At 46.9% G+C, this 22,090-nt stretch carries 17 protein-coding genes; 7 read left to right on the top strand and 10 right to left on the bottom strand.

The window, feature by feature from the left end; translation table 11 throughout:
• Positions 1 to 16: 16 nt before the first annotated feature.
• Both H9629_RS10525 and H9629_RS10520 read right to left on the bottom strand, forming a co-directional pair.
• Complete coding sequence (locus tag H9629_RS10525; RefSeq protein ID WP_064095035.1) at positions 17 to 1,723, bottom strand: cation acetate symporter; 1,707 nt, start codon at positions 1,721 to 1,723, stop codon at positions 17 to 19.
• Between the two features lies 1 nt (position 1,724).
• Complete coding sequence (locus tag H9629_RS10520; RefSeq protein WP_064095036.1) at positions 1,725 to 2,057, bottom strand: DUF485 domain-containing protein; 333 nt, start codon at positions 2,055 to 2,057, stop codon at positions 1,725 to 1,727.
• Between the two features lie 182 nt (positions 2,058 to 2,239).
• Between H9629_RS10520 and H9629_RS10515 the strand changes: the two genes are divergently transcribed.
• Both H9629_RS10515 and H9629_RS10510 read left to right on the top strand, forming a co-directional pair.
• Positions 2,240 to 5,731: a hybrid sensor histidine kinase/response regulator gene (locus H9629_RS10515; protein ID WP_191731061.1), complete on the top strand. Its 3,492-nt coding sequence runs from the start codon at positions 2,240 to 2,242 to the stop codon at positions 5,729 to 5,731.
• 416 nt (positions 5,732 to 6,147) lie between these two features.
• Positions 6,148 to 6,909, top strand: a complete 762-nt coding sequence (locus tag H9629_RS10510) for a hypothetical protein (RefSeq protein WP_191731060.1) — start codon at positions 6,148 to 6,150, stop codon at positions 6,907 to 6,909.
• A gap of 79 nt (positions 6,910 to 6,988) precedes the next feature.
• On the opposite strand, the gene H9629_RS10505 is transcribed toward H9629_RS10510, so the two are convergent.
• On the bottom strand, positions 6,989 to 7,639 hold the full coding sequence (locus H9629_RS10505) for a response regulator (RefSeq protein WP_064095039.1): 651 nt from the start codon (positions 7,637 to 7,639) through the stop codon (positions 6,989 to 6,991).
• 378 nt (positions 7,640 to 8,017) lie between these two features.
• Here H9629_RS10505 and msuE point away from each other — a divergent pair, with 378 nt between their 5' ends.
• The 3 genes from msuE (at position 8,018) to H9629_RS10490 (ending at position 11,446) form a co-directional block, all read left to right on the top strand.
• Entirely contained in the window at positions 8,018 to 8,752 is a 735-nt protein-coding gene (msuE, locus tag H9629_RS10500; RefSeq protein WP_191731059.1) for an FMN reductase, read from the top strand.
• 24 nt (positions 8,753 to 8,776) lie between these two features.
• The gene (gene sfnG, locus H9629_RS10495) at positions 8,777 to 9,889 is read left to right on the top strand and encodes a dimethylsulfone monooxygenase SfnG (protein ID WP_191731058.1); all 1,113 of its coding nucleotides are present in this window, start codon (positions 8,777 to 8,779) and stop codon (positions 9,887 to 9,889) included.
• 147 nt (positions 9,890 to 10,036) lie between these two features.
• Positions 10,037 to 11,446 (top strand): cryptochrome/photolyase family protein, encoded by a 1,410-nt coding sequence (locus H9629_RS10490; protein WP_191731057.1) that lies wholly within the window; start codon positions 10,037 to 10,039, stop codon positions 11,444 to 11,446.
• A 61-nt stretch (positions 11,447 to 11,507) separates the two neighbouring features.
• Here H9629_RS10490 and H9629_RS10485 read toward each other — a convergent pair whose 3' ends face one another.
• Both H9629_RS10485 and acs read right to left on the bottom strand, forming a co-directional pair.
• Positions 11,508 to 12,689 carry an acyl-CoA dehydrogenase family protein gene (locus tag H9629_RS10485; protein ID WP_191731056.1) on the bottom strand — a complete coding sequence of 394 codons (1,182 nt, stop codon included), beginning with the start codon at positions 12,687 to 12,689 and terminating at the stop codon, positions 11,508 to 11,510.
• 128 nt (positions 12,690 to 12,817) lie between these two features.
• The gene (gene acs / locus H9629_RS10480; RefSeq protein ID WP_064102620.1) at positions 12,818 to 14,764 is read right to left on the bottom strand and encodes an acetate--CoA ligase; all 1,947 of its coding nucleotides are present in this window, start codon (positions 14,762 to 14,764) and stop codon (positions 12,818 to 12,820) included.
• Between the two features lie 271 nt (positions 14,765 to 15,035).
• Here acs and H9629_RS10475 point away from each other — a divergent pair, with 271 nt between their 5' ends.
• Positions 15,036 to 15,614, top strand: coding sequence for a DUF805 domain-containing protein (locus tag H9629_RS10475; protein WP_191731055.1), 579 nt, complete (start codon positions 15,036 to 15,038; stop codon positions 15,612 to 15,614).
• 106 nt (positions 15,615 to 15,720) lie between these two features.
• Positions 15,721 to 16,701 (top strand): mechanosensitive ion channel family protein, encoded by a 981-nt coding sequence (locus H9629_RS10470; protein WP_191731054.1) that lies wholly within the window; start codon positions 15,721 to 15,723, stop codon positions 16,699 to 16,701.
• Here H9629_RS10470 and H9629_RS10465 read toward each other — a convergent pair.
• The 5 genes from H9629_RS10465 to prfB all read right to left on the bottom strand — a co-directional run bounded on the left by H9629_RS10465 (position 16,675) and on the right by prfB (position 21,767).
• Positions 16,675 to 17,388 (bottom strand): 16S rRNA (uracil(1498)-N(3))-methyltransferase, encoded by a 714-nt coding sequence (locus H9629_RS10465; protein ID WP_191731053.1) that lies wholly within the window; start codon positions 17,386 to 17,388, stop codon positions 16,675 to 16,677. The genes H9629_RS10470 and H9629_RS10465 overlap by 27 nt on opposite strands.
• Positions 17,389 to 17,762: 374 nt before the next feature.
• On the bottom strand, positions 17,763 to 19,043 hold the full coding sequence (locus H9629_RS10460) for a 3-deoxy-D-manno-octulosonic acid transferase (protein WP_191731052.1): 1,281 nt from the start codon (positions 19,041 to 19,043) through the stop codon (positions 17,763 to 17,765).
• A gap of 82 nt (positions 19,044 to 19,125) precedes the next feature.
• The gene (locus tag H9629_RS10455) at positions 19,126 to 20,211 is read right to left on the bottom strand and encodes an alkene reductase (protein ID WP_064102616.1); all 1,086 of its coding nucleotides are present in this window, start codon (positions 20,209 to 20,211) and stop codon (positions 19,126 to 19,128) included.
• A 15-nt stretch (positions 20,212 to 20,226) separates the two neighbouring features.
• Positions 20,227 to 20,526: an ArsR/SmtB family transcription factor gene (locus tag H9629_RS10450; RefSeq protein ID WP_064095178.1), complete on the bottom strand. Its 300-nt coding sequence runs from the start codon at positions 20,524 to 20,526 to the stop codon at positions 20,227 to 20,229.
• A gap of 145 nt (positions 20,527 to 20,671) precedes the next feature.
• A protein-coding gene (prfB, locus tag H9629_RS10445; RefSeq protein WP_155858362.1) for a peptide chain release factor 2 occupies positions 20,672 to 21,767 on the bottom strand; the annotation gives its coding sequence in 2 pieces (ribosomal slippage) (positions 20,672 to 21,694 and positions 21,696 to 21,767; 1,095 coding nt in all).
• Positions 21,768 to 22,090: the final 323 nt, after the last annotated feature.

Below are 22,090 nucleotides of genomic sequence, written 5' to 3'. Positions count from 1 at the left end.
TTGTGTAACGCCAATCTTAGTGATCCGATGCGCCGGAGATACCAAGACCGGTTTGTGAACGTACAAACTGGGCATCAAAGGCTTTGCGTTCTGCCTGAGCCTGTGCCGAGCTATCCGTCACAGAGAACAACCAGCAGCAGAAGAATGACAATGGCATCGCGAAGATTGCTGGGCCATTGAACGGATTCACTGGTGTATCGGAAATACCCAAAGTATCTACCCATACTGCTTTAGACAGTACAATCAAGGTTACAGCAGTCACCAGACCTGCCACACCGCCAATCACGGCACCACGTGTCGTCAGGCCTTTCCAGAACATGGACAATACCAGTACCGGGAAGTTGGCACATGCTGCAACCGAGAACGCCAGACCTACCATGAAGGCTACGTTCTGTTTCTCGAACAGAATCCCGAGAATCATCGCGAAGATCGCAAGACCTAAAGTCGCAATCTTAGACATACGTAGTTCAGAGGCAGGTGTAGTCTGGCCTTTCTTCAGGACGTTGGCATACAAGTCATGCGAAATAGCTGAGGCACCTGACAGAGTCAAGCCTGCAACCACTGCAAGAATCGTGGCAAATGCAACTGCAGAAATAAAGCCCATGAACAGGTCACCGCCGACTGCGTCAGACAGGTGAACCGCCGCCATGTTATTACCACCGACCAGCTCCAGCTTGCCAGTCACTGCCATTTTCGCAACATCAAGGAACTGTGGGTTATTCGAGACATACAGAATCGCACCGAAACCAATGATGAAGGTCAGCAGGTAGAAGTAACCAATAAAGCCTGTTGCTACCACTACTGATTTACGTGCTTCTTTGGCATCTTTTACCGTGAAGAAACGCATCAGGATATGTGGAAGACCTGCCGTACCAAACATCAATGCCAGACCCAAAGAGATCGCATCAATCGGGTTAGACGCCAGACTACCTGGCCCCATGATCTTGGTCGCATCTGCCAGGCTCAAGTCATGCACTTTTGCATAGACATCAATGGCCTGTTCGAACATGTTGGTAAAGCTGAAGCCTACACCTTTCATGACCATAAATGCCATAAAGGTTGCACCAGACAATAACATCACCGCCTTGATAATCTGTACCCAAGTGGTCGCCAACATGCCGCCGAACATTACGTAGGCCATCATTAACAAGCCCACAATGACCACTGCAATATTATAGTTAAGACCGAACAGCAGTTTGATCAGCTGACCTGCACCCACCATCTGTGCGATCAGGTAGAACGCAACAACAACCAGTGAACTCACAGCAGCCAAGGTACGTACCGGTTTTTCCTGCAACCGGAAAGAAACCACGTCTGATAGGTTGTATTTACCCAGATTACGCAGACGCTCTGCGATCAGGAACAATACGATCGGCCAGCCCACCATGAAACCAAGTGAGTAGAGCAGGCCATCAAAACCGGACAGGAACACCATCGCGGAAATACCCAGAAAAGATGCAGCTGACATAAAGTCACCGGCTATCGCCAGGCCATTCTGGAAACCGGAAATACCGCCACCGGCCGTATAAAAGTCTTTGGTATTGGTGGTTTGCTTTGCTGCCCATTTGGTAATAAACAGCGTTGCCCCAACGAAAATCACAAACATGATGATGGCAGACCAGTTGGTTGCCTGCTGTTCTGCTGCCCCCAGATCAGGACCAGCCAATGCAATGCCTGAAGCGACTGTTGTAGTCACCAAGGCAATAAGAGAATTCCATTTCATCTTAATGTGGTCCTTTTTCATGCGCAATCGCTTCGACTTCACGTATCGCTTCTTCGGTCAATTGATCAAGTTTGTTGTTGGCAATGTACGAATACACACCACACAAAATAAATGACAGGACAATGATGCCTAACCCTAGTGGAATCCCCCACGTGGTGACACCGCCTGAAATTGAAGACAGTAGAAATTCTTTGTTGTAGCCCACCAGCAACATGAAACCTACATAGACAAATAGCATGATTCCGGTCAACGTCCAGCTAAGCATACTTTTCTTGTGGACCATTTCCTTGAATTTTGGATTCTGTAGAATTCGATCTACTTGTACCTCATCCATAATTACACTCCTGTAGCCCAACCTTGGGCCGACTATTTTTTAATTCGAATTATCACTGTTACAAATTAACAAGAATCGTAGGTGCTTGTAATTTAGACTTTGGTCGTTAAAAAATGATCAATTTAAACCGTCGCTTTCGTGATGCGCTATCATAGCGGCATGCTCAGTACACATCAGGCTATATGAACAGTTGGCTCATCATAGGGATCCTTGCCCTCTATATCGCATTACTCTTTATCTGCGCTTTTTACGGGGAAAAACATGCCAGCCGGCTAAGTACCCGCGGCCGCATGTTATTGTTCAGTTTAACTCTAGGAGTGTACTGTTCATCCTGGACCTTTTATGGCGCCACGGGTGCGGCAGTACGTGAAGGCATTATTTTCCTGCCGATCTATCTGGGACCTCTGTTATTTGTTGCTGTTGGCTATGATATCTGGCGCCGGCTGGGACGGGTTCGGCAGCATCATGCCATTTCTTCAATCGCAGACTTTGTCGCTGCACGCTATGGTAAAAGTGGTCCCCTCGCCTCGCTGGTAACCATTCTGGCCGTGGTGGCGATCATACCTTATCTGGCCTTGCAGTTACGTGCCATTGCCTTAAGTGCCGCCGTCATTCTGGAACCTTCTGCAGGCGTAACAGGTACCACCAATGGCGTGCTTTTCCTGACCGGTATTCTGGCGATTCTGGCCATGATGTTTGGTACCCGTCAGATTGCCAATACTGAACAGCATGGCGGTCTGATGCTGGCCGTAGCATTTGAGTCGTTTGTAAAGCTCTTTGCCTTACTGGCTGTGGCCTGTTTCTTCATGTTTGAAGCACCAGGAAATATGGCACAGATCAGTCATGATATCAGCACCACTTTTCGTGAGGTGCAACTGTTTGGCGTACCACAAAGCTTCTGGATTCAAACCCTGCTGGCGGCGCTGGCGATTATCTGCCTGCCGCGCCAATTCCATGTGGCGGTGGTGGAACTGCGCGATGAAAAACATATCCGCGGTGCACGGCGCTGGTTCGCAATTTATTTGATTTTAACAACCCTGGCGATTATACCAATTGCCAGCTGGGCATTGCATGCGGCACCCCAATATCTGGCCATTCCGGATGTAGCCGTACTGTCTTTACCACTCAGCTATAACCAGGACTGGCTCACTTTATTAGCCTTCTTGGGCGGTTTTTCTGCCTCTACCGGCATGCTACTGGTGTCTTCTGTAGCCCTGTCGATCATGCTCAGCAATGACCTGATTATGCCGGCATTATGGCGCTTAAAACTGATTTCACGGCATGACAAGCGCTTACCATTGGTACTGAAATTTACCCGCCGGGTCTGCATCCTGGGTGTAATGCTGATGGGCTTTCTGTTTTTCAACTTCTTCAATGATATTGATCAGCTCTCGGTTTTTGGTCTGTTGGCCTTTAGTGCGGTGGCACAATTCGCTCCTGCCCTGATTGGCGGCCTGTACTGGCGCGGTGGCAGTAAACAGGGCGTATATGCCGGACTGTTAACTGGTTTTGCCCTGTGGGCCTATACTTTGCTGTTTCCAACCATTTTGCGCAGCCTGCCTGAAGCCTATAAAGGCTTTAGCCAAAGCCTGCTCACTCATGGTCCTTTTGGCTGGAACTGGTTACGACCAGAAGCCCTGATCGGTTTTGAATCTTTTGACCCACTGACGCATGGGGTGGTGTGGGCGCTGGGTTTAAACACCCTGCTATATATCTGGATCTCCCGTATTTTCCGTCCAAGTGTGGCCGAGCAGATTCAGGCTGAAAGTTTCTTCTATTATGAAACCAAGCCCTTACCCTCACAGAGTCCTTCTACCGAGGTCAGCTATTCCCATCAGGATGTCGCACGTTTAAAAGTCGGTGACCTGATTACCCTGGCCAAACGGATTACCGGTGAAGGCCCAACCACACGTGCTTTCCAGCAGTTCTGTACCCAAAACAGCGTTGAGCTGAATGAAAACAGCAGTGCCAATGGTATGTGGTGGCGTTTTACCGAACAGTATCTGGCCGGAACCATCGGGGCAGCGTCAGCACGTACTCTGCTTACTACCGCCATGGTCAACAATGGCCTGGCCTTGGGTCAGGTCGCCAATATTCTCGATCAGGCCTCACAATGGCAACGTTTTAACCAGAACCTGATCATGACCATGATTGATCACATGACCCAAGGGGTCAGCGTGGTCGATGAAAACATGTGTTTGGTGGCCTGGAACAATCAGTATCTAAAACTGTTTGATTATCCTACCGATATTGTCTATGTCGGCTGTCCGATCGCCGACCTGATCCGTTATAACGCTGAACGTGGTGAATGTGGTCCGGGTTCGGTAGAAGAACATGTCCGTAAGCGGATTCACTGGATGCAGGTCGGCAGTGCCCATGAATTTGAACGGATTCGTAAAGATGGCCGGGTGATTCAGATGCGCGGTAATCCGATTGAAGGGGGCGGTTTCGTTACTACTTTTGCCGATATTACCGCTTTCCGTGAAAATGAAGCCGTACTTGAAGCGCGGGTTCAGGACCGTACCCAGCAGCTCGCCGATGCCCTGTCCGAGCAGCAACTGGCACGGGAACAGGCAGATAAGGCCAATATGTCAAAAAGCCGCTTCATTGCCGCCGCCAGTCATGACCTGTTGCAGCCGATGCATGCTGCGCGACTGTTCAGTACCGCACTTGAACAAAGTGTACAGAATGACGAAGACCGCAAGACCTTGCAGCAACTGGATCGTGCCTTGCATGGTGCCGAAAGCATGCTGTCGGCCCTACTGGACATTGCCCGACTGGAAGGCGGCACCATTCAGCCTAAACGTCAGGCTTATCCGCTGCATGACCTGCTGCGCGATCTGGAACTCCAGTTCAAATCGATTGCTGCACAGCGTGGCATCCAGTTCAGTGTGCATGATGCGCAGTTCTGGATTGATACCGATCCGCAATGGATTCGCCGCATTATCCAGAACTTTGTCAGCAATGCCCTGCGTTATACCGCAAAAGGTAAAGTCGTGGTCGGCGTGTTACGTTCGGGTAGCAAGCCAGATCATATCCGCATTGGCGTCTGGGATACCGGACCGGGGATTGCTGAAGAACAGCGCATCAAGCTGTTTCAGGAATTCGAGCGTTGCGGCCATACCTCACCTTGGGGTGAACAGGGTCTTGGTTTAGGCTTGGCGATCGTACAGCGTATGACCAGCATGCTGGACTATCCGGTATATGTCTTCTCCGAGTTGGGTAAAGGCTCCTGCTTTATGATTGAAGTCCCTGTGGTTGAAGCACCGAAAGTTGTGGCAGCACCAATCCAGACTGTTCCTTTAAAGAGCAAAGCCTTTAGGATTCTGTGTCTGGACAATGATGAAACCATCCTCGAAGGCATGTCCACCTTATTAAGTAAATGGGGCTATCAGGTCTTCAAGGCTACTGAACCGGAACAGGCACAGCAGCTGATTGAACAGGAGAATATTCAGGTCTGGTTGATAGATCAACATCTTAACCAAGACAAAATTGGTTTGGATTTTATTCTGGAACATCGTCGTAGCGATATTCCGGTCGCCCTGATTACGGCCGATTCCGATCCGGAACTGCCACAGCGTCTCAAAGAGCTGAACATTGTTCTGCTGAAAAAGCCGCTAAAACCGGCCTCGTTACGTTCTTGGCTATCCGGACTGAAAATTTCTGACACCTGAGCAGATTTTGACCGCGATCAATGCCCATTTCAGCTCCTGAAATGGGCATTTTTTATACTCATCTGCTACATAGAATTACTTTAATTGCATAAAATTTATTCCAATGTGCTAAAAGCAGTAAAAACTCCGAAAATATCGCTCAATAAATTGACCAAAATGATCATTTTTCAATTCACTATGGCAAAAACTGACGAATGTATTAATGGTCATGTGTACACTTAGTTACAATTATTTATGCTGATGTTTTTTATAAAAATTAAAGATCGATTTTTTATTCCTATAACTTTAGTCGTATGTTTTATCCCCTGCACTTGGCTTTAAAAATAGAGGAAAAGAAACGATCAGTTTCCATCTCATATACATGCCTTGATTCCTTTGGCAGCTGATCTATTTTTCTGTATATCGGAGTTCTTCACATGAACATAGATCAAAACCATGACTTGAATCAGACTCAGCAGTTTCACCGTCAATATGGTGCCAATGCCTTATTGCCAAACATTGACTGGACACAGATTTTTAAATACAGCAAGCTGAATGATGTCCAGTATCAGGCACTGGAAACGCTGTATCAGAGTGCAGTCCCGCTGGCGCTGCAAGTCTTTGATGAATTACATTTTGATGTCTTTGAACCTTATGCCTACAAGCCACAAGGTCTGGGTTTATTTGAAAAGATTGCTGAACAGGAAGATAAATTAATTCAGTCTCTTGAAGCTGAAGCTAGGGATCTCCCAGCAGCAACCCGACATCAGATCTGGAGCATGCTACTGCGTGGTGGTGCAGTACTGGTATTTAAAGCTTGGCTGGGCAAGGTCAAAAATGAAGAAGATTGCCTGGATACCAGCCAGTTCGACGAGCTGTCCGATCTGTTATTTATCAAAACTTGCCCACATGAGCTGGCGCAGCGTTTACATGTTGACCCGACTGCACCGGACGATCACATCTTCCTGATGTATGACAATGAAGTTTATCTGGACCGTTTCAACAGTCTGGAAACCGCGGCACTGTTTGTAGATCTGGGGGTATATGACGCGACCTTCCTGAGTCTGCGTGATGATCGCGTGGCAGAATATCTGAAATCTAAAGGTTATGTCACCGAAGAGCAGATTGATGAACTGCAATGTGCCTTAAATCCGCTGTTTTGTGATGATTTTACTCGCAAACAGGATTATATCGCCTAACATATTCATATCTTTTCACTTAATTTTTTCCATAAAAAAGACCTCCAATGAGGTCTTCTTCAATTCAAATAGCAGAAGCTTACATTTTGCGGTCTTCAATATTCAGCGCATTAATGGCCAATACTGCTTGCGTCCGGTTCTGTACACCCAGCTTACGGAAGATTGCCGTAACATGGGCTTTAATGGTGGCTTCGGATACATCCAGTTCATAAGCAATCTGCTTGTTTAATAAACCTTCAGCTACCATCATCAACACCCGGAACTGTTGCGGTGTCAAAGACTGGATCCGCTCGGCCAAAGCCGTTTCATCGGCAGCACGCGGATCAAAGTTCATATTGGCCGACAGATTGGGTGGTAACCAGATTTCACCTTCCAGTACTTCACGAATCGCTTCACCAATATGGCTTGGGTGGGCAGATTTAGGAATATAGCCCATCGCACCATGCGCAATAGCACGCTGGATGATGCTGACTTCTTCATGCGCGGACACGACGATAATCGGTAAAGACGGATATTGTGCGCGAACATGCACCAAGGCAGAAAACCCGGATGCGCCTGGCAGGTTTAAGTCCAGCAGCACAAGATCAGGCTCAGGGCCATTTTCTAGACGTTCATAAAATTCATTGACTGCCGCAGTTTCATGAATCTGGGCTTGTGGCAGACTATAACGTACAGCCTGAATCAGGGCATGACGAAATAGTGGATGATCATCAACGATTAAAATATTCATAGGCAACGTGAGAAAGATCTTGGCACGGTAGGCCCTATTCTAACCACACAACCCGGTTTAAGGATATGCAAGACACTATTATTTTTAAAATAATATGCAGTTTTTCTTTTTAAACTGCCCGTTTTTGCACTATTTCAATAATTATTTAATTCTCATCACTTTTTTATATATGTCTTATTCCTCACTGAAAAAGCTTATATTTATTCAATATAAGCATAAATATCATAAACTTATTAAATATTTTTTACTTATAAATCAGGCTTTTTTTGTATATCAAAAAATCAGATAACTTTTCAGCTTTTCGTTATTTTACAGTCCTGCGCTGAATCAGGGTTAATAAGGACATTCCGAGATTAACCCTATTTTCAGGTTCTAAATATGTCTAATTTTAATGCGCAAAACCCCTTAAATATTGTGGCCGTATCTGGCGGTTTAAATCATCCTTCAAAAACCGAAGCCCTGGTTCAGGCGATTCTGGATAAACTGGGGGAAGCCACACCGATCAATGTACATTTCATTAAATTTAGCGAAATTGGTTCACTGCTAGGCGGTGCGGTTTACCGCAATCAACTGCCACAACGCATTCAGGATGATCTGGCAGCCGTAGAAGCCGCAGATGCGCTGATTGTCGGCACCCCGGTTTACCGCGCTTCATTTACCGGCCTGTTCAAGCATTTCTTTGACTTTGTCGAGCAAACGGCACTGGTCGATGTGCCAGTATTGTTAGCAGCTTCTGGCGGCAGTGACCGTCATGCCTTGGTGCTTGAACATCAACTGCGTCCTTTATTCAGCTTCTTTCAGGCGCAGACTTTGCCGATTGGTGTTTATGCCACCGACCGCGATTTCACCCCTGAATATACCATTCACAGTGAATTGCTCCGTGACCGGATTACCCTGGCTGTGGCGCGAGCATTACCTATTCTGGAATGGGCACCTGCCAAAGGACAGCGTGCTGAAGTGATTAAAGAAAAAAGCATTCAGGCCAGTCAAAATCTGGGCATTAACAAGCAGATTGAACAGGAAGAAGTATTACCATCTGCAGTAGTACCTAGCCTGGATGCAGCAGAATCGCGTTTACACAGCAAGAAAGCACCAAAGGCTCAAGTGGCTTAAATATGCACGCAGAGGGTAATCAGCATGTCGAATGATAAAAATATCGTATTTGCCTATTGGGTGCCGAATGTCAGTGGTGGGCTGGTGGTCAGTAACATCGAGCAGCGCACCGACTGGAGCTATGATTATAACGTGCGTCTGGCACAAACGGCTGAACAGGCAGGCTTTGATTATGCTCTGACCCAGATCCGTTTTACTGCCGGCTATAACGCAGAAAATCAGCATGAATCAGTGAGCTTCAGTCATGGCATTCTGGCCAAAACTGAACGCCTGAAAGTCATTGCCGCGATTCTACCGGGTCCGTGGAAGCCGGCACTGGCCGCCAAACAACTGGCGACGATTGACCATCTGAGCAATGGCCGGATCGCGATCAATGTGGTCAGTGGCTGGTTCCGCGGTGAGTTTGATGCGATTGGTGAAGAATGGCCGGAACATGACGAGCGTTATGCCCGTTCGGAAGAGTTTATCCGTAGCCTGAAAGGAGTCTGGACCCAGAACAACTTTAATTTTGAAGGTAAATATTATCAATTCAAAGACTATAGCCTGAGTCCTAAGCCATTGCAGAAGCCTCATATAGAAATCTTTCAGGGCGGCAGTTCCCGGGCAGCACGTGATATGGCATCCCGTGTATCTGACTGGTACTTCACCAATGGCAATACCCCGGAAGAGCTGAAAAAACAGATCGATGATATTCGTGAAAAAGCCAAGGCCAACAATCACTCGGTGAAAATTGGTGTAAATGCCTTTGTGATTGCACGGGATAGCGAAGAAGAAGCTCAGGCTGTATTGCAGGAAATTATTAGCAAGGCCAATGTGCATGCGGTGAAATCCTTTGGTGAAGCGACCCGTGAAGCGGGCGCAGCAAGTCAGGAAGGCGAAGGCAACTGGGCCAAATCAACTTTTGAAGATCTGGTGCAATACAATGACGGGTTCCGCACCAATCTGATCGGGACACCGCAGCAGATCGCTGAACGGATTATCGAACTGAAAAAAGTGGGCGTAGATTTGATTCTGTCAGGCTTCTTGCACTTTATTGAAGAAGTCGAATATTTTGGCCAGAAGGTATTGCCTTTGGTCCGTGAGCTTGAAGCACAACAGGTAACGCGTGTGCAGCAAGAAGAAGCTGAGCCCGTATAATTATTCCAATAAATCTCAGCAGATTCACCCCCTCCCTCAAGGCTCGGCTTGGGGGATTTTTTTATGTGATAAAATTATTGTCTGGCTAGGTTTAAAACTATCAATTCCTTAAAATTCCGCACTAACGACTTTCCAAGAATTTTAACAATGCAATTGATCTGGTTTCGTCAAGACCTCCGCATTCATGATCATGCCGCGCTCTGGCATGCCACCCAGCAAGGTACCTGTATAGCAGTGGTGGTGCTCTCTCCCGAACAATGGAAGCTGCATCAGGATGCCCGGATTAAAATCGATTTTTATCTGCGCCGCCTCGACGTCTTAAAGCAGCAGTTAACGCAGCTGAATATTCCATTAATCACTTTAAATATTCCCTTATGGCAAGACCTGCCTGCCGAAATGCGAAGCCTGTGCCAAAAACTGCAGATTGATACGCTACATGCCAATATTGAAGTGGGCGTGAATGAACTGCAACGTGATGCACAGGTACAGCAGATGCTGGAACAGCAGCAGATCCGGGTCGAGCTGTATCATGATCGCAGCCTGTTTCCACTGACCAGTATCCGTAACCAGTCCAATCAGCCCTATCAGGTCTATAGCGCGTTCAAGAAAAAGTGCTATGAACGACTGATTCAGAATATACCGGGCTGCTATCCTGCCATTCAGCCTCAAGATCCGTTTGAATTACCCGCTCAGCTGACCAGCTTTGATCTGCAAAAATTTGTGGCTGATTATGAGGTCGATCATGCTGCCCAGCTCTGGCCTGCAGAAGATCAAGCTGCCTTTGAGCTGCTCGATGATTTTATCGGGGAGAAAATGGCTTACTATAAAACCGAGCGTGATTTACCTGCAGTCGATGGTACCAGCCGCCTGTCACCGTATCTGAATATCGGTATTCTCTCGATTCGTCAATGTATGCAGACCCTGTTTAAGGATGGCTATTTCCAGATTGATGATATCGGTCAGCAGACCTGGCTGGATGAACTGCTCTGGCGCGAGTTTTATCTGCATACCCTGTTTGATTTTCCCCGTGTATCCAGACATCGGCCTTTTAAGGAAAATACCGATAACATCCAGTGGCGCAATGCACCTGAAGATCTGGCTGCCTGGCAACAAGGACAAACCGGAATTCCGATTGTCGATGCCGGTATACGGCAAATGCGAGCCACTGGCTGGATGCATAACCGGGTGCGCATGATCACTGCGATGTTTCTATGTAAAAACCTGCTGATAGACTGGCGCTTGGGAGAAAGCTGGTTCATGCAGCATCTGATTGATGGTGATCTGGCGGCGAACAATGGCGGCTGGCAATGGTGTGCTTCGACCGGCATGGATGCCGTGCCCTATTTCCGGATTTTTAACCCAGTCAGCCAGTCACAGAAGTTTGCTCCGAATGGGGATTATATTCGCCGCTGGGTGCCGGAACTGGGGCATCTAGATGCCAAAAGCATTCATGACCCCTATGCCAAAAATCCGGATCTTGCACTGGATTATCCAAAACCGATTGTGGATTTAAAAGCCTCTCGTGTAAGAGCGATTGAAGCGTTTAAGCAAATTTAAAACCAAACTTTTTCATCCCGAATAAAACAGCCTCCGATAAAGAGGCTGTTTTATTTTCAGATCAGGAATAAAAGCTTGGATCAGGCACTTTTCCGGTCAACACCCATTCCCCCACTTCCTGATATTTATAATCGATCGGATCATGCAAGGTCTGGGTGCGGACATTGCGCCAGAAGCGGTCTAGATTGAGCTTGGCCGTGGTGGCCCGCGCACCCATCACCTGGAAAATATTCTGGGTAATATAGAGAGAGGTATTGGTTGCGGCAATTTTAGCTGTGGCAATGGCAACCGAGACTTCACCGCGCTGTTCGGCACTTAAATCATTTCCAAGCTCCCAAGCTGCCTGTAAAGCCTGAACCGCTTTATCTGCCAGTAAGCGTACCCCTTCTAGTTGTACATAAAACTCAGCGAAATGCTTCTGGATAAAAGGATCATTCACCGCATCGTCTGCCAGTGATTTGGACCAGGCTTTTTGGGTTTGTACGGTCTGTTTGGCGACGTCAAATGCCCCTTCTGCCACGCCCAAAAACAGATGTACGAAAATCAGTTGAGCAATCAAAGGCCGTAGACTGGAATACGGCGTACTCAATGGGCCTGGATTTAACAGCAGTTCATTTTGATGAATTTTGACCTGCTCAAAATGACTGGTACCACTGTCGGTCTGGCGTTGGCCCATATTGTTCCAGTCGCCCAGAAAACTTACTCCTTTGCGTTGGGTAGGAATCACACCAATCAGCAATTTTCCGGCATCGTTATAGCCTGAACACAGCAACATATCTGAATCGATCGAACCTGAGCAGAAGCTTTTATCTCCATGAAAAATATATTCGTTTTCTGAAACTTTTGTGGCTGTGGTGCGACGGTCCAGCGGATTTAGAGTATTACCCCAGAACAGATTATTTTGGGCCGTCTGTTCAAACCACGGGCCATATTGTTCCGCTTGGGAAAATAATTGCACGGTCGCAATCAGCAAATGGTGAAAGCCATAGACATGCGCCAGTGAACTGTCCACTTGGGCCATAATTTGAATGGTTTTAAAAATGGTCTGCCAATCTGCCTCCTGACCGCCATACTGTTTTGGAATGGACAGGCCAAGCAAGCCACTCTGGCGAATCAGGTCACGCTCGGCTTTGGGATTACCCCCCTGTTTGTCCCGCTCTGCGGCAGTCAGAGCAAAATTTTCAGCAAGTTTCTGGGCAATATCGACAGGAGACTGATTTAAATATGGGGATTGTGCATTCATTATTTTAACTCATGTTCAGCATGGAAACAGCTTAGCAGATCAGGGTACTGACCTATATCCGAAAGCATGCAGAGCTTATGACTGATATAAAAATACCGGCAGAATGCCGGTATTGGAACCGCTTAAATTTAAACTTTATTACGCTGTACTTCTGCAATCAGATGCTCCACCACCTGCGGTTCAGCCAAGGTTGAAGTATCTCCCAGACTGTCCAGCTCATCGGCTGCAATTTTTCGCAGGATCCGACGCATGATTTTGCCGGAGCGGGTTTTTGGCAAGGCCGGTGCCCAGTGCAAGGCATCTGGTGTAGCCACTGGACCGAGAGTCTTACGCACCCAGCTCACCAGCTCACCGCGTAGTTCATCTGAACTTACTACAGCGGCCTGCAAAGTGACAAAGGCACAAATTCCCTGTCCTTTAATATCATGTGGCATACCAATAACAGCAGCCTCGGCCACCGATTCATGCGCCACCAGTGCACTTTCAATTTCTGCCGTACCTAGACGATGTCCGGACACATTCAGGACATCATCGACACGGCCGGTAATCCAGTAATAACCATCTTTATCACGACGTGCCCCATCCCCGGTAAAATAGGTGCCTGGATAGGTCGAGAAATAGGCTTCAATAAAACGCTCGGGATCACCCCAGATGGTCCGCATCTGACCCGGCCAGGAATCCTTAATCACCAGATTACCCTCGGCTTCTCCCTCCAGTTCCTTGCCGTCAGCATCGACAATGGCCGGCTGTACGCCGAAGAAAGGCCGTGTCGCCGAACCCGGTTTTAAGGCAGTCGCACCCGGCAATGGCGTAATCATGAAACCGCCAGTTTCGGTCTGCCACCAGGTATCAATCACTGGACAGCGACCTTCACCGACCACTGTGTAGTACCAGTTCCAGGCTTCCGGATTAATTGGCTCACCCACTGATCCTAAAATTCTCAGGCTGCTACGGTCACTTTCCCGTACAAAAGCATCTCCCTCACGCATCATGGCGCGGATCGCTGTCGGCGCGGTATAGAGAATGGTCACGTTATGCTTGTCGACAATATGCCCGGTACGTGCCCAGCTCGGATATTGCGGAACCCCTTCAAACATCACAGTGGTGGTACCATTTGAAAGCGGACCATACAGCACATAGGAATGCCCGGTAATCCAGCCGACATCTGCAGTACACCAGAACACATCATCCTGCTTGATATCGAATGCTTCACGGAAGGTACAGTTCACATAGGTCAGATAGCCGCCAGTGGTATGCAATACTCCCTTGGGCTTGCCGGTAGAACCTGAGGTATACAGGATAAACAGCGGATCTTCGGCATTCATCGGTTCGGGTGGACAGATGTCATTGACTGACATAATTTCCATGTGATACCACAGATCACGCCCTTCCTGCATTTCGATCGGGTTACCGGTGCGATGTACCACGATGACATTCTGAATAGACTCTGTGCCTGCAAGTTTCAGCGCTTCATCGACATTGGCTTTCAGTGGAATGACCTTACCGCCACGCATGCCAGAATCAGCAGTAATCACCATTTTGGCCTGACAGTCTTCAATCCGGCTGGCTAAGGAGTCTGGCGAAAAACCGCCAAATACCACACAATGAACCGCACCGATCCGGGCACAGGCCAGCATGGCAATCGCAGCTTCGGAGACCATCGGCATATACAGCATGACCCGGTCACCTTTCTGGATGCCATTTTTCTTCAGTACATTGGCGAAACGGCAGGTTTCATCATGCAGCTCGGCAAAGGAAATAATCTTGTGCCTTGAAGGATGGTCACCTTCCCAGATGATCGCCGGTTTATAGGGATGTTCTTTCAGATGCCGGTCCAGACAGTTGGCACTGACATTCAGCTGTCCATCGGCAAACCATTCGATTTTAAAATCGTCTTTGTTAAAACTGGTATTTTTGACTTGGGTAAAGGGTTTGATCCAGTCCAGACGTTGCGCCTGCTCTGCCCAAAATTGATCTGGCTGTTCTATAGAATACTGATAACGCTCGAAATACTGCTCTTCGAGCGTACGTGCTGTTTTTTTAAATTCTTCAGGTACTGGATAGATCTCTTGCATAATTCACTTCCTTGATTTTGTTCTATCTCATCACGAGAGGTTAATGCGGCGTGGTTGATTGTTTTTTATGCATAATGGCAGTATGGCCTGCTTATTTCAAATCCGGCAATCATGCTTTCGTCGTAGATTATTTATACAAATTCAATCAAAATAAACCACAACTTACAGTACAGAATTTTCTACACAACTGTGTATGATCTGTAGTAATTCCCTTTAAAATAAAATTGCCCTCTCATTGTTATTGGGTCTGGTTTAGCAGGACACTCTCTTTATGACATCGCCTGAATCTCCCTACTTTAGTCCGCCTGATCTGCCTCTAGCAGATCATCCCCTGTCGATGAAAGGGCGTTTCGGGCGCTTGAGCTTTATTGCCTGGTCGGCGTTTCTGCATTTCATTTTTTTATGTTGCACGTTCGCACTCGGCCTTAGTATTGATATTGTAAATATTGCCACACCTTCCATGGACCCGAACTGGCTAATTTCATTACAAGGCTTGGGCAGCATTGGTGTACTGCTCATCGTTCTGGCCTACCTGTATTTTGCTTTAGTCGTGACTGTTCGCCGTTTCCATGATTTAAACAGGAGCGGCTGGTGGGCGCTGTTATTATTGCTCCCCTTAGTTAACATTTTTGTATGGCTTTATATAATCTTTGGTTCGGGTGATCGTGGCATAAATCACTATGGTCCGGCACGGATCACCTTGTTCTGGGAAAAGGTCCTGGCTTGGCTGATGATTATCCTGACTCTGCTTAGCCTGTTGGCTTCACTGGCTTTATTCGGTTATATGAGTGGTGGAGAACAACCGCAGACTCCGGCAGAAATGATGCAGAAAACCACAAAATATTTCTAATATTGACTTTAGCCTTGGGAGAAATACCTGGCCATGCTGGCAAACTCTGGTTAATTTTTTGCTGAACATCAGGCAAAATAGGCAAAATTTAAATGCGGGAAATTTCGTGGCAGAAAAAGAAAATACTTTGAATCAGGTCACTGAAGGCACGACTGAGCTGTTGCACGAGGCAACTGAAAAAACAGCACAGACTGTAATTGAACATACCGCCAAGTATAATGATGCTTATAGTGCCATTGACAAGATCATAGAAGGCTTTTGGGAGCGTGTGCCCTATTTCTGTATTGCCTTGGTGGTGATTTCGATTTTCTGGTTACTCTCCAAAATATTCAAGTTTTTTATTCGCAAGACTTTAGAAAACCGCTCTTATACCCGGCAGAATCTGGTGCTGGTCCTGAACCGTGTAGGTAGTACTTTCATTATATTTTTCGGTGTATTAATCGGGCTGGTGATTGCAATTCCTGGCTTTACCCCGGCTCAGCTGATGAGTGCCCTCGGAATTGGCTCAGTGGCCATCGGTTTCGCCTTCAAGGATATTTTCCAGAACCTGCTTTCCGGCGTACTGATTTTACTGAGTGAACCCTTCAAGATTGGCGATGACATTATCGTGAATGGCATGGAAGGTACAGTTGAAGATATCCAGATTCGCGCGACCTTTTTACGCTCACCAGATGGCCGGCGTATCGTCATTCCCAATGCCACGGTCTACACCAGTGCAGTGACTGTAAATACCGCCTATACCCGTCGCCGCTGTGAGTTTTCGGTCGGTATTGGCTATGAAGATGACATCCAGAAAGCCAAAGATATTATTACTGCAATTCTGGATAAGGATCCAACCATCCTGAGTCAACCTGCCTTTAGCGTCAATGTCATTGCACTGGCAGACTTCTCGATTACCTTGAAAGCTTTATGGTGGGTCGACACCACAGATACCGGAACCGGAACTTCGATCAGTGCGGTGCAGGAACGCGTGATTCAGGCTTTTGCAGAACACAGTATTTCAATTCCTTATCCCGTTCAGGAAGTGAAGGTTTATCGTGGGGATGGTCATGACGATGCCTCAGCTCGCGCTAAACAGCCGACCTAAAACATAAGGAATTGCCGTCTCGGTACGCAGAATACGGTTGCCAAGGTTCACTGCCTGACAGCCGTTTTTTATGAGCAGATCGATCTCATAGGGAATAAAACCACCTTCCGGGCCAATCACGATACTGCAAGGATGCTGAAGCGCAAATGGCATAGGTTGTTCTGCATAAGGATGTGCCACAAAAGCTGGACAATTCGTACTAATCAAACCCGGCAAGACATCTTCCACAAAAGGTTTAAAGCGTTTATATAGCGCTATTTCTGGAGCGATCGTATCCCCTGCCTGCTCTAGGCCCAGTTCAAGATAATGATCCAGCTGTTGCAAAAACGGTGTCTGCCAGTAGCTTTTATCTACCCGATAGCTGTGCAGTAAAATGATTTTTTCTACTCCCATCGTGACAGCATCCATGATCAGACGACGCAGGACTTTGGGTCGTGGCAAGGCCACAATTAAGGTCACAGGTAATTTTTCTGGAACAGTTTCTTCTTGCAGCGGTTTTAGTTGTACTGATGTTTCAGAGATTTCAACAATTTCTGTAAGATAACGCTTGCCTTCACGGATACCCACTTTGAGCGTATCACCGACTTGAATGTCCAAATGTGTCTGCAAATGTTCCAATTGACGTTTGGCACTGATCGTCCAAATCTCAGATTGGGTTTGACGGGGATCAAGCAGGACGATGTTCATAAAAAAGAAGACCAAAAAATATGATATATCCCTCTATTGGCTAGAGGGTGGCGACAGGGATGTCGCCTGCAGTGCTGAGGGGCAGGACGTCCCTTCAGCGCTGCAAAAGGCTTTTGTTACTTTTGGCCCGACAAAAGTAAGATAATCACTTTGAAAAATAAATACTAAGTCAAATCGAATCTCGATTATTGTGGGACAAGCCTTAAATAAAGCGCTATAGCGACTTATCATCGTGTAGGCTTCTCCCTATTTTTGACAGCGCAAAAGTAGGCAAAACGCTTTTGTTAGGCTGATGACACTTCCCTGTATCACAGCCTAACGACGGCATCCCTGCCGTCTTGGTAAATCCAATACCTGTTACTCATCAATGTAAATTAAAGATACTGATCAATCACCTGAATGTGCTTTGCCAGTGAACCCTGATTTTGCTGCATAATCTTTTCCGCAGCCGTATTCAAACTTTCAGCCTTTTCTGAATTATTTAAAAGCTCCAATAAAGTCGTCGCTGCCTGTTGAGCATTTTCGACCACTTCTACAGCTTGAGCTTCTAAAAACTCACCCACAATGGTCTGGAAGTTAAAATAGTTCTTGCCCAAAATGGTAGGTACATGCAGCGCAATCGACTCCAGAATATTATGTCCACCACCTGGTTCATTTAAAGAACCTCCAACATAACATGCCTGACTCAAAGCATACCAAAGCCACATTTCACCCATAGAGTCGGCCAGATAAACCTGGGTATCTGCTTCAATATGTTGCCCCAAACTACGGCGCCGGGTTGTTAAACCTAGTAACTGTGTTGCCTGAAACACCTCATCAAAACGTTCCGGATGACGCGGCACCACAATACAGACCAACTTAGGATCAGCCTCTAAAGCAGCTTTTAAAGCACTCAAAATTTCTTTTTCTTCAGGAGCATGGGTACTGGCCAGCGTGATCACTTTACGACCTGCTAAAGACCATTGCTGTTTTAACTGATCTGCCTGCTGGATAAAGTGCTCAGGCGCAGTAATATCGAACTTGATATTGCCCAAAACCTGGGTTTTCCCCGCTGCAATTCCCAGTTCGATATAGCGTTGCCGGGTAGCCGCATCCTGTGCCAAAAGGCCAGTTAAATTTTTCAGCATGCCACGGGTCAGACCTTTGACCTTGGCATAGCCTTTGGCGGATTTTTCAGAAAGTCGGGCATTCAGCAGTAAACAGGGCACCTTAAAATCCGGTGCCTGATCAATCAGATTCGGCCAGAGTTCAGTTTCCATTAACAACAGTAGCTTAGGCTGATATTTCCGATAGAAATCCTGAATCAGTGTTTTCTGGTCAGCAGGCAAATACACGGCCTGGAATAAATCTAAGTAGGGTGGCTTTAAGAACAGCGATTTGGCCCGGGCCTGACCGGTTTTGGTGGTATTGGTGACCAGCACCGGATGACCGAGTTTTAAATAATGCTCAATTAAAGGTTGGGCCGCGTTGGTTTCACCTACCGACACTACATGAAACCAGATGGCATGCAGGTTTTTGGGGGATTGAAATGGACCGAAACGTTCTGTCATTTCTTGTTGTAATTGTTCCGGCCCGGTCGTACGTTTACGAATACGCGATTGATATAAGGGTTTAACCAGCGCCAAGGCTGCGTTGTACCAAAATGGAGTGGCCACTTTGCGCCCCTGTCCAAAGATTCAATGGGCAGAATATAGCAGAGCCACATCAACATGTTAATCAATGTGGCTCAATTTTAGATTATTCTGCGATGCTTAAAGCTTCTGCTTCAGCCAGGGTTGGATAATCAATATATCCTTCAGCTGCCTGGCTGCCGATCATGTTTTCCAGTTTTAGTTCATTCAAAGGTGCATCTTCAAGCAGTCGCTCATACAGATCCGGATTGGCAATATAAGCCTTGCCAAAAGATACCGCATCAGCTTTGCCAGATGCTAACAGTTCAATCGCATCTTCACGGCTCAAGCGCATATTGGCAATGTACGGTACGCCATGTGAGCGCTGTTTCATATACTCTGAAATGCTGTCTTCTGCCAGGTACTCACGGGTAAAGAAAAATGCGATCTGACGTTTGCCCAGCTGCTCCATGACATAACCAAAGGTTTCACGTGGATCATTATCGCCCATATCATGCTCATCGCCACGTGGTGCCAGATGTACACCCACACGATCAGCACCCCAGACTTCAATCAGTGCATCCATGACTTCTAGCAGGAAACGCGCACGATTTTCAACTGAACTGCCGTATTCATCTTCACGTTTATTGGTTTTTGTTTGCAGGAACTGGTCAATCAGGTAACCATTGGCTGCATGCAACTCAACGCCATCAAAACCGGCTGCTTTGGCACGAATTGCAGCCTGTTTATACTGCTCGGTAATTGCGTGAATTTCAGCAATTTCTAATGGGCGTGGTAGGACGTATGGACGTTTTGGACGTAACAGGCTGACGTGACCAGCCTGTTGTACGCTGCTCGCCGATACTGGTGTTTCACCGTTTAACAAATCCGGATGCGATACACGGCCGACATGCCAAAGCTGGGCAACAATCAGGCCGCCCTTCTCATGAACCGCTTTTGTCACCTGTTTCCAGCCTTCTACCTGGGCATCACTAAACAGTCCTGGCGTATTCAGATAACCATTGGCTTCTTCAGAAATAACAGTTGCTTCAGAGATGATCAGACCTGCACTTGCACGCTGGGCATAGTATTCGGCCATCATTGGCGTTGGCACACGGTCAGCAGTGGCACGGCTACGGGTCAGCGGTGCCATAATGACACGGTTTTTGAGTTCTAACGCACCGAGCGTTAAAGGAGAATTTAATTCAGCCATCGTTACTCCCACCGGCTAAAGGTGTTGTTGTAAATGTTCGATAAATTGCTGAATCAAAGCTTCATTGCGGGAAAAATACGACCATTGCCCATGTTTGGTGGCGGTAATTAAACCCGCCTGTTGCAACACGGACAAATGGTTGGACATGGTGGATTGAGAAACTTGTCCTAATTTTTCAATCTGGCCCGCGCAGACACCACGCTGAAAGCCGCCACACTCCTCCACAGACAGATATTGTTCTGGAGATTTCAACCACTCCAGAATCTGCCGACGGGTCGGATTGGCCAAGGCTTTAAAAATTAGATCAAGGTCCATAAGCACATCACAATCAGTGGCGCAACGAAACTTCATTCAGCATCTGCAATCATTATATCGTATTTTTTCGATTTATATATCGATAAATTTGGATATAAAAGTCACAAACTGTTAAAGCATTGTTACGCCAGCTTTAAACGACTTGTTACAAGCCCTGTTTCAGGCTTGCTTCAATAAATTTGTCCAGATCACCATCCAGTACGGCACCTGTATTGGAATTTTCTACGCCAGTACGCAAATCCTTGATACGTGAATCATCCAGTACATAAGAACGGATCTGGCTACCCCAACCGATATCAGACTTGGAATCTTCCAGCGCCTGGGCAGCTTCATTACGCTTGTTCATTTCCAGCTCATAAAGCTTGGCACGTAACTGTTTCCAGGCATGGTCACGATTAGCATGTTGTGAACGCTGGTTCTGACAGGCCACCACGATACCGGTTGGAATATGGGTCAAACGCACCGCAGAATCAGTTTTGTTAATGTGCTGACCACCGGCACCTGAGGCACGATAAGTATCGGTACGCACATCTGAAGGATTGATTTCAATTTCGATGTTGTCATCTACTTCAGGTGACACAAACACGGCAGAAAATGAAGTATGACGGCGGTTACCCGAATCAAATGGCGACTTACGCACTAAACGGTGTACGCCAGATTCAGTACGTAACCAGCCATAAGCATACTCGCCTTCTACACGAATCGTAGCAGACTTGATCCCGGCTACATCGCCGTCAGACTCTTCCATCAGTTCAGCTTTAAAGCCATGACGTTCGATCCATCGCAAGTACATACGCAGCAGCATGGATGCCCAATCCTGTGCTTCAGTACCCCCTGAACCTGCCTGAATTTCCACATAACATGGATTCGGGTCCATCGGATTGCTAAACATGCGGCGGAATTCAAGTTTGGCCAGTTCTTCTTCAGCAGCATTCAGCTCAGCCTGCACATCTTCAAGCATGGTTTCTTCATCTGCTTCCACAGCCAGATCAAGCATCGCTTGCGCATCTTCCAGCTGGGTCTCTAACCCGTCCAGTACATTTAATACGTTTTCCAGCTCGCCTTTTTCTTTAGCCATGGCTTGGGCACGACTCTGGTCATTCCAGATGGCCGGATCTTCTAATTCACGCAGGACCTCTTCTAAACGCTCTTTTTTCAGATCGTAGTCAAAGATACCCCCGTAGTGTCTGACCACGTTCGTTTAAGTCTTTTAATTGGTTTAGATACGGATTAATTTCCACGTGAATTACTCTCAATCAGAATTAGGCACAAATTATTTAGCCCGCGATTATAGCACAGTCTTTTTTTGCAGTTTGCGCGTCCTCAGTGTTGGCTAAAAGTTCAAATGATTATTTCTTAGGACTTATTTGTAGAATTCAGCACCGCCCTAAAATCCCTTTATTAGTTATTTTTTATTTAATGGTTTCTATTATTTTTTGCTGCTATTTATTCAGTTAGTCTCTGAAGACTATGGATCTTTTTTTCTTTCTTAGATTCTCAAATGAAGTGCAACAGAGATTAAATTATTGGAAAGAAGCAAGATGAGCTAGCATTTTGCTTCCGA

Origin of the sequence: Acinetobacter pecorum (genome assembly GCF_014837015.1) — a bacterium.
Classification (GTDB): Bacteria; Pseudomonadota; Gammaproteobacteria; order Pseudomonadales; family Moraxellaceae; genus Acinetobacter; species Acinetobacter pecorum.
The sequence above is the reverse complement of the archived record's forward strand: the minus strand, read 5'-3'. Positions and strand labels throughout refer to the sequence as shown.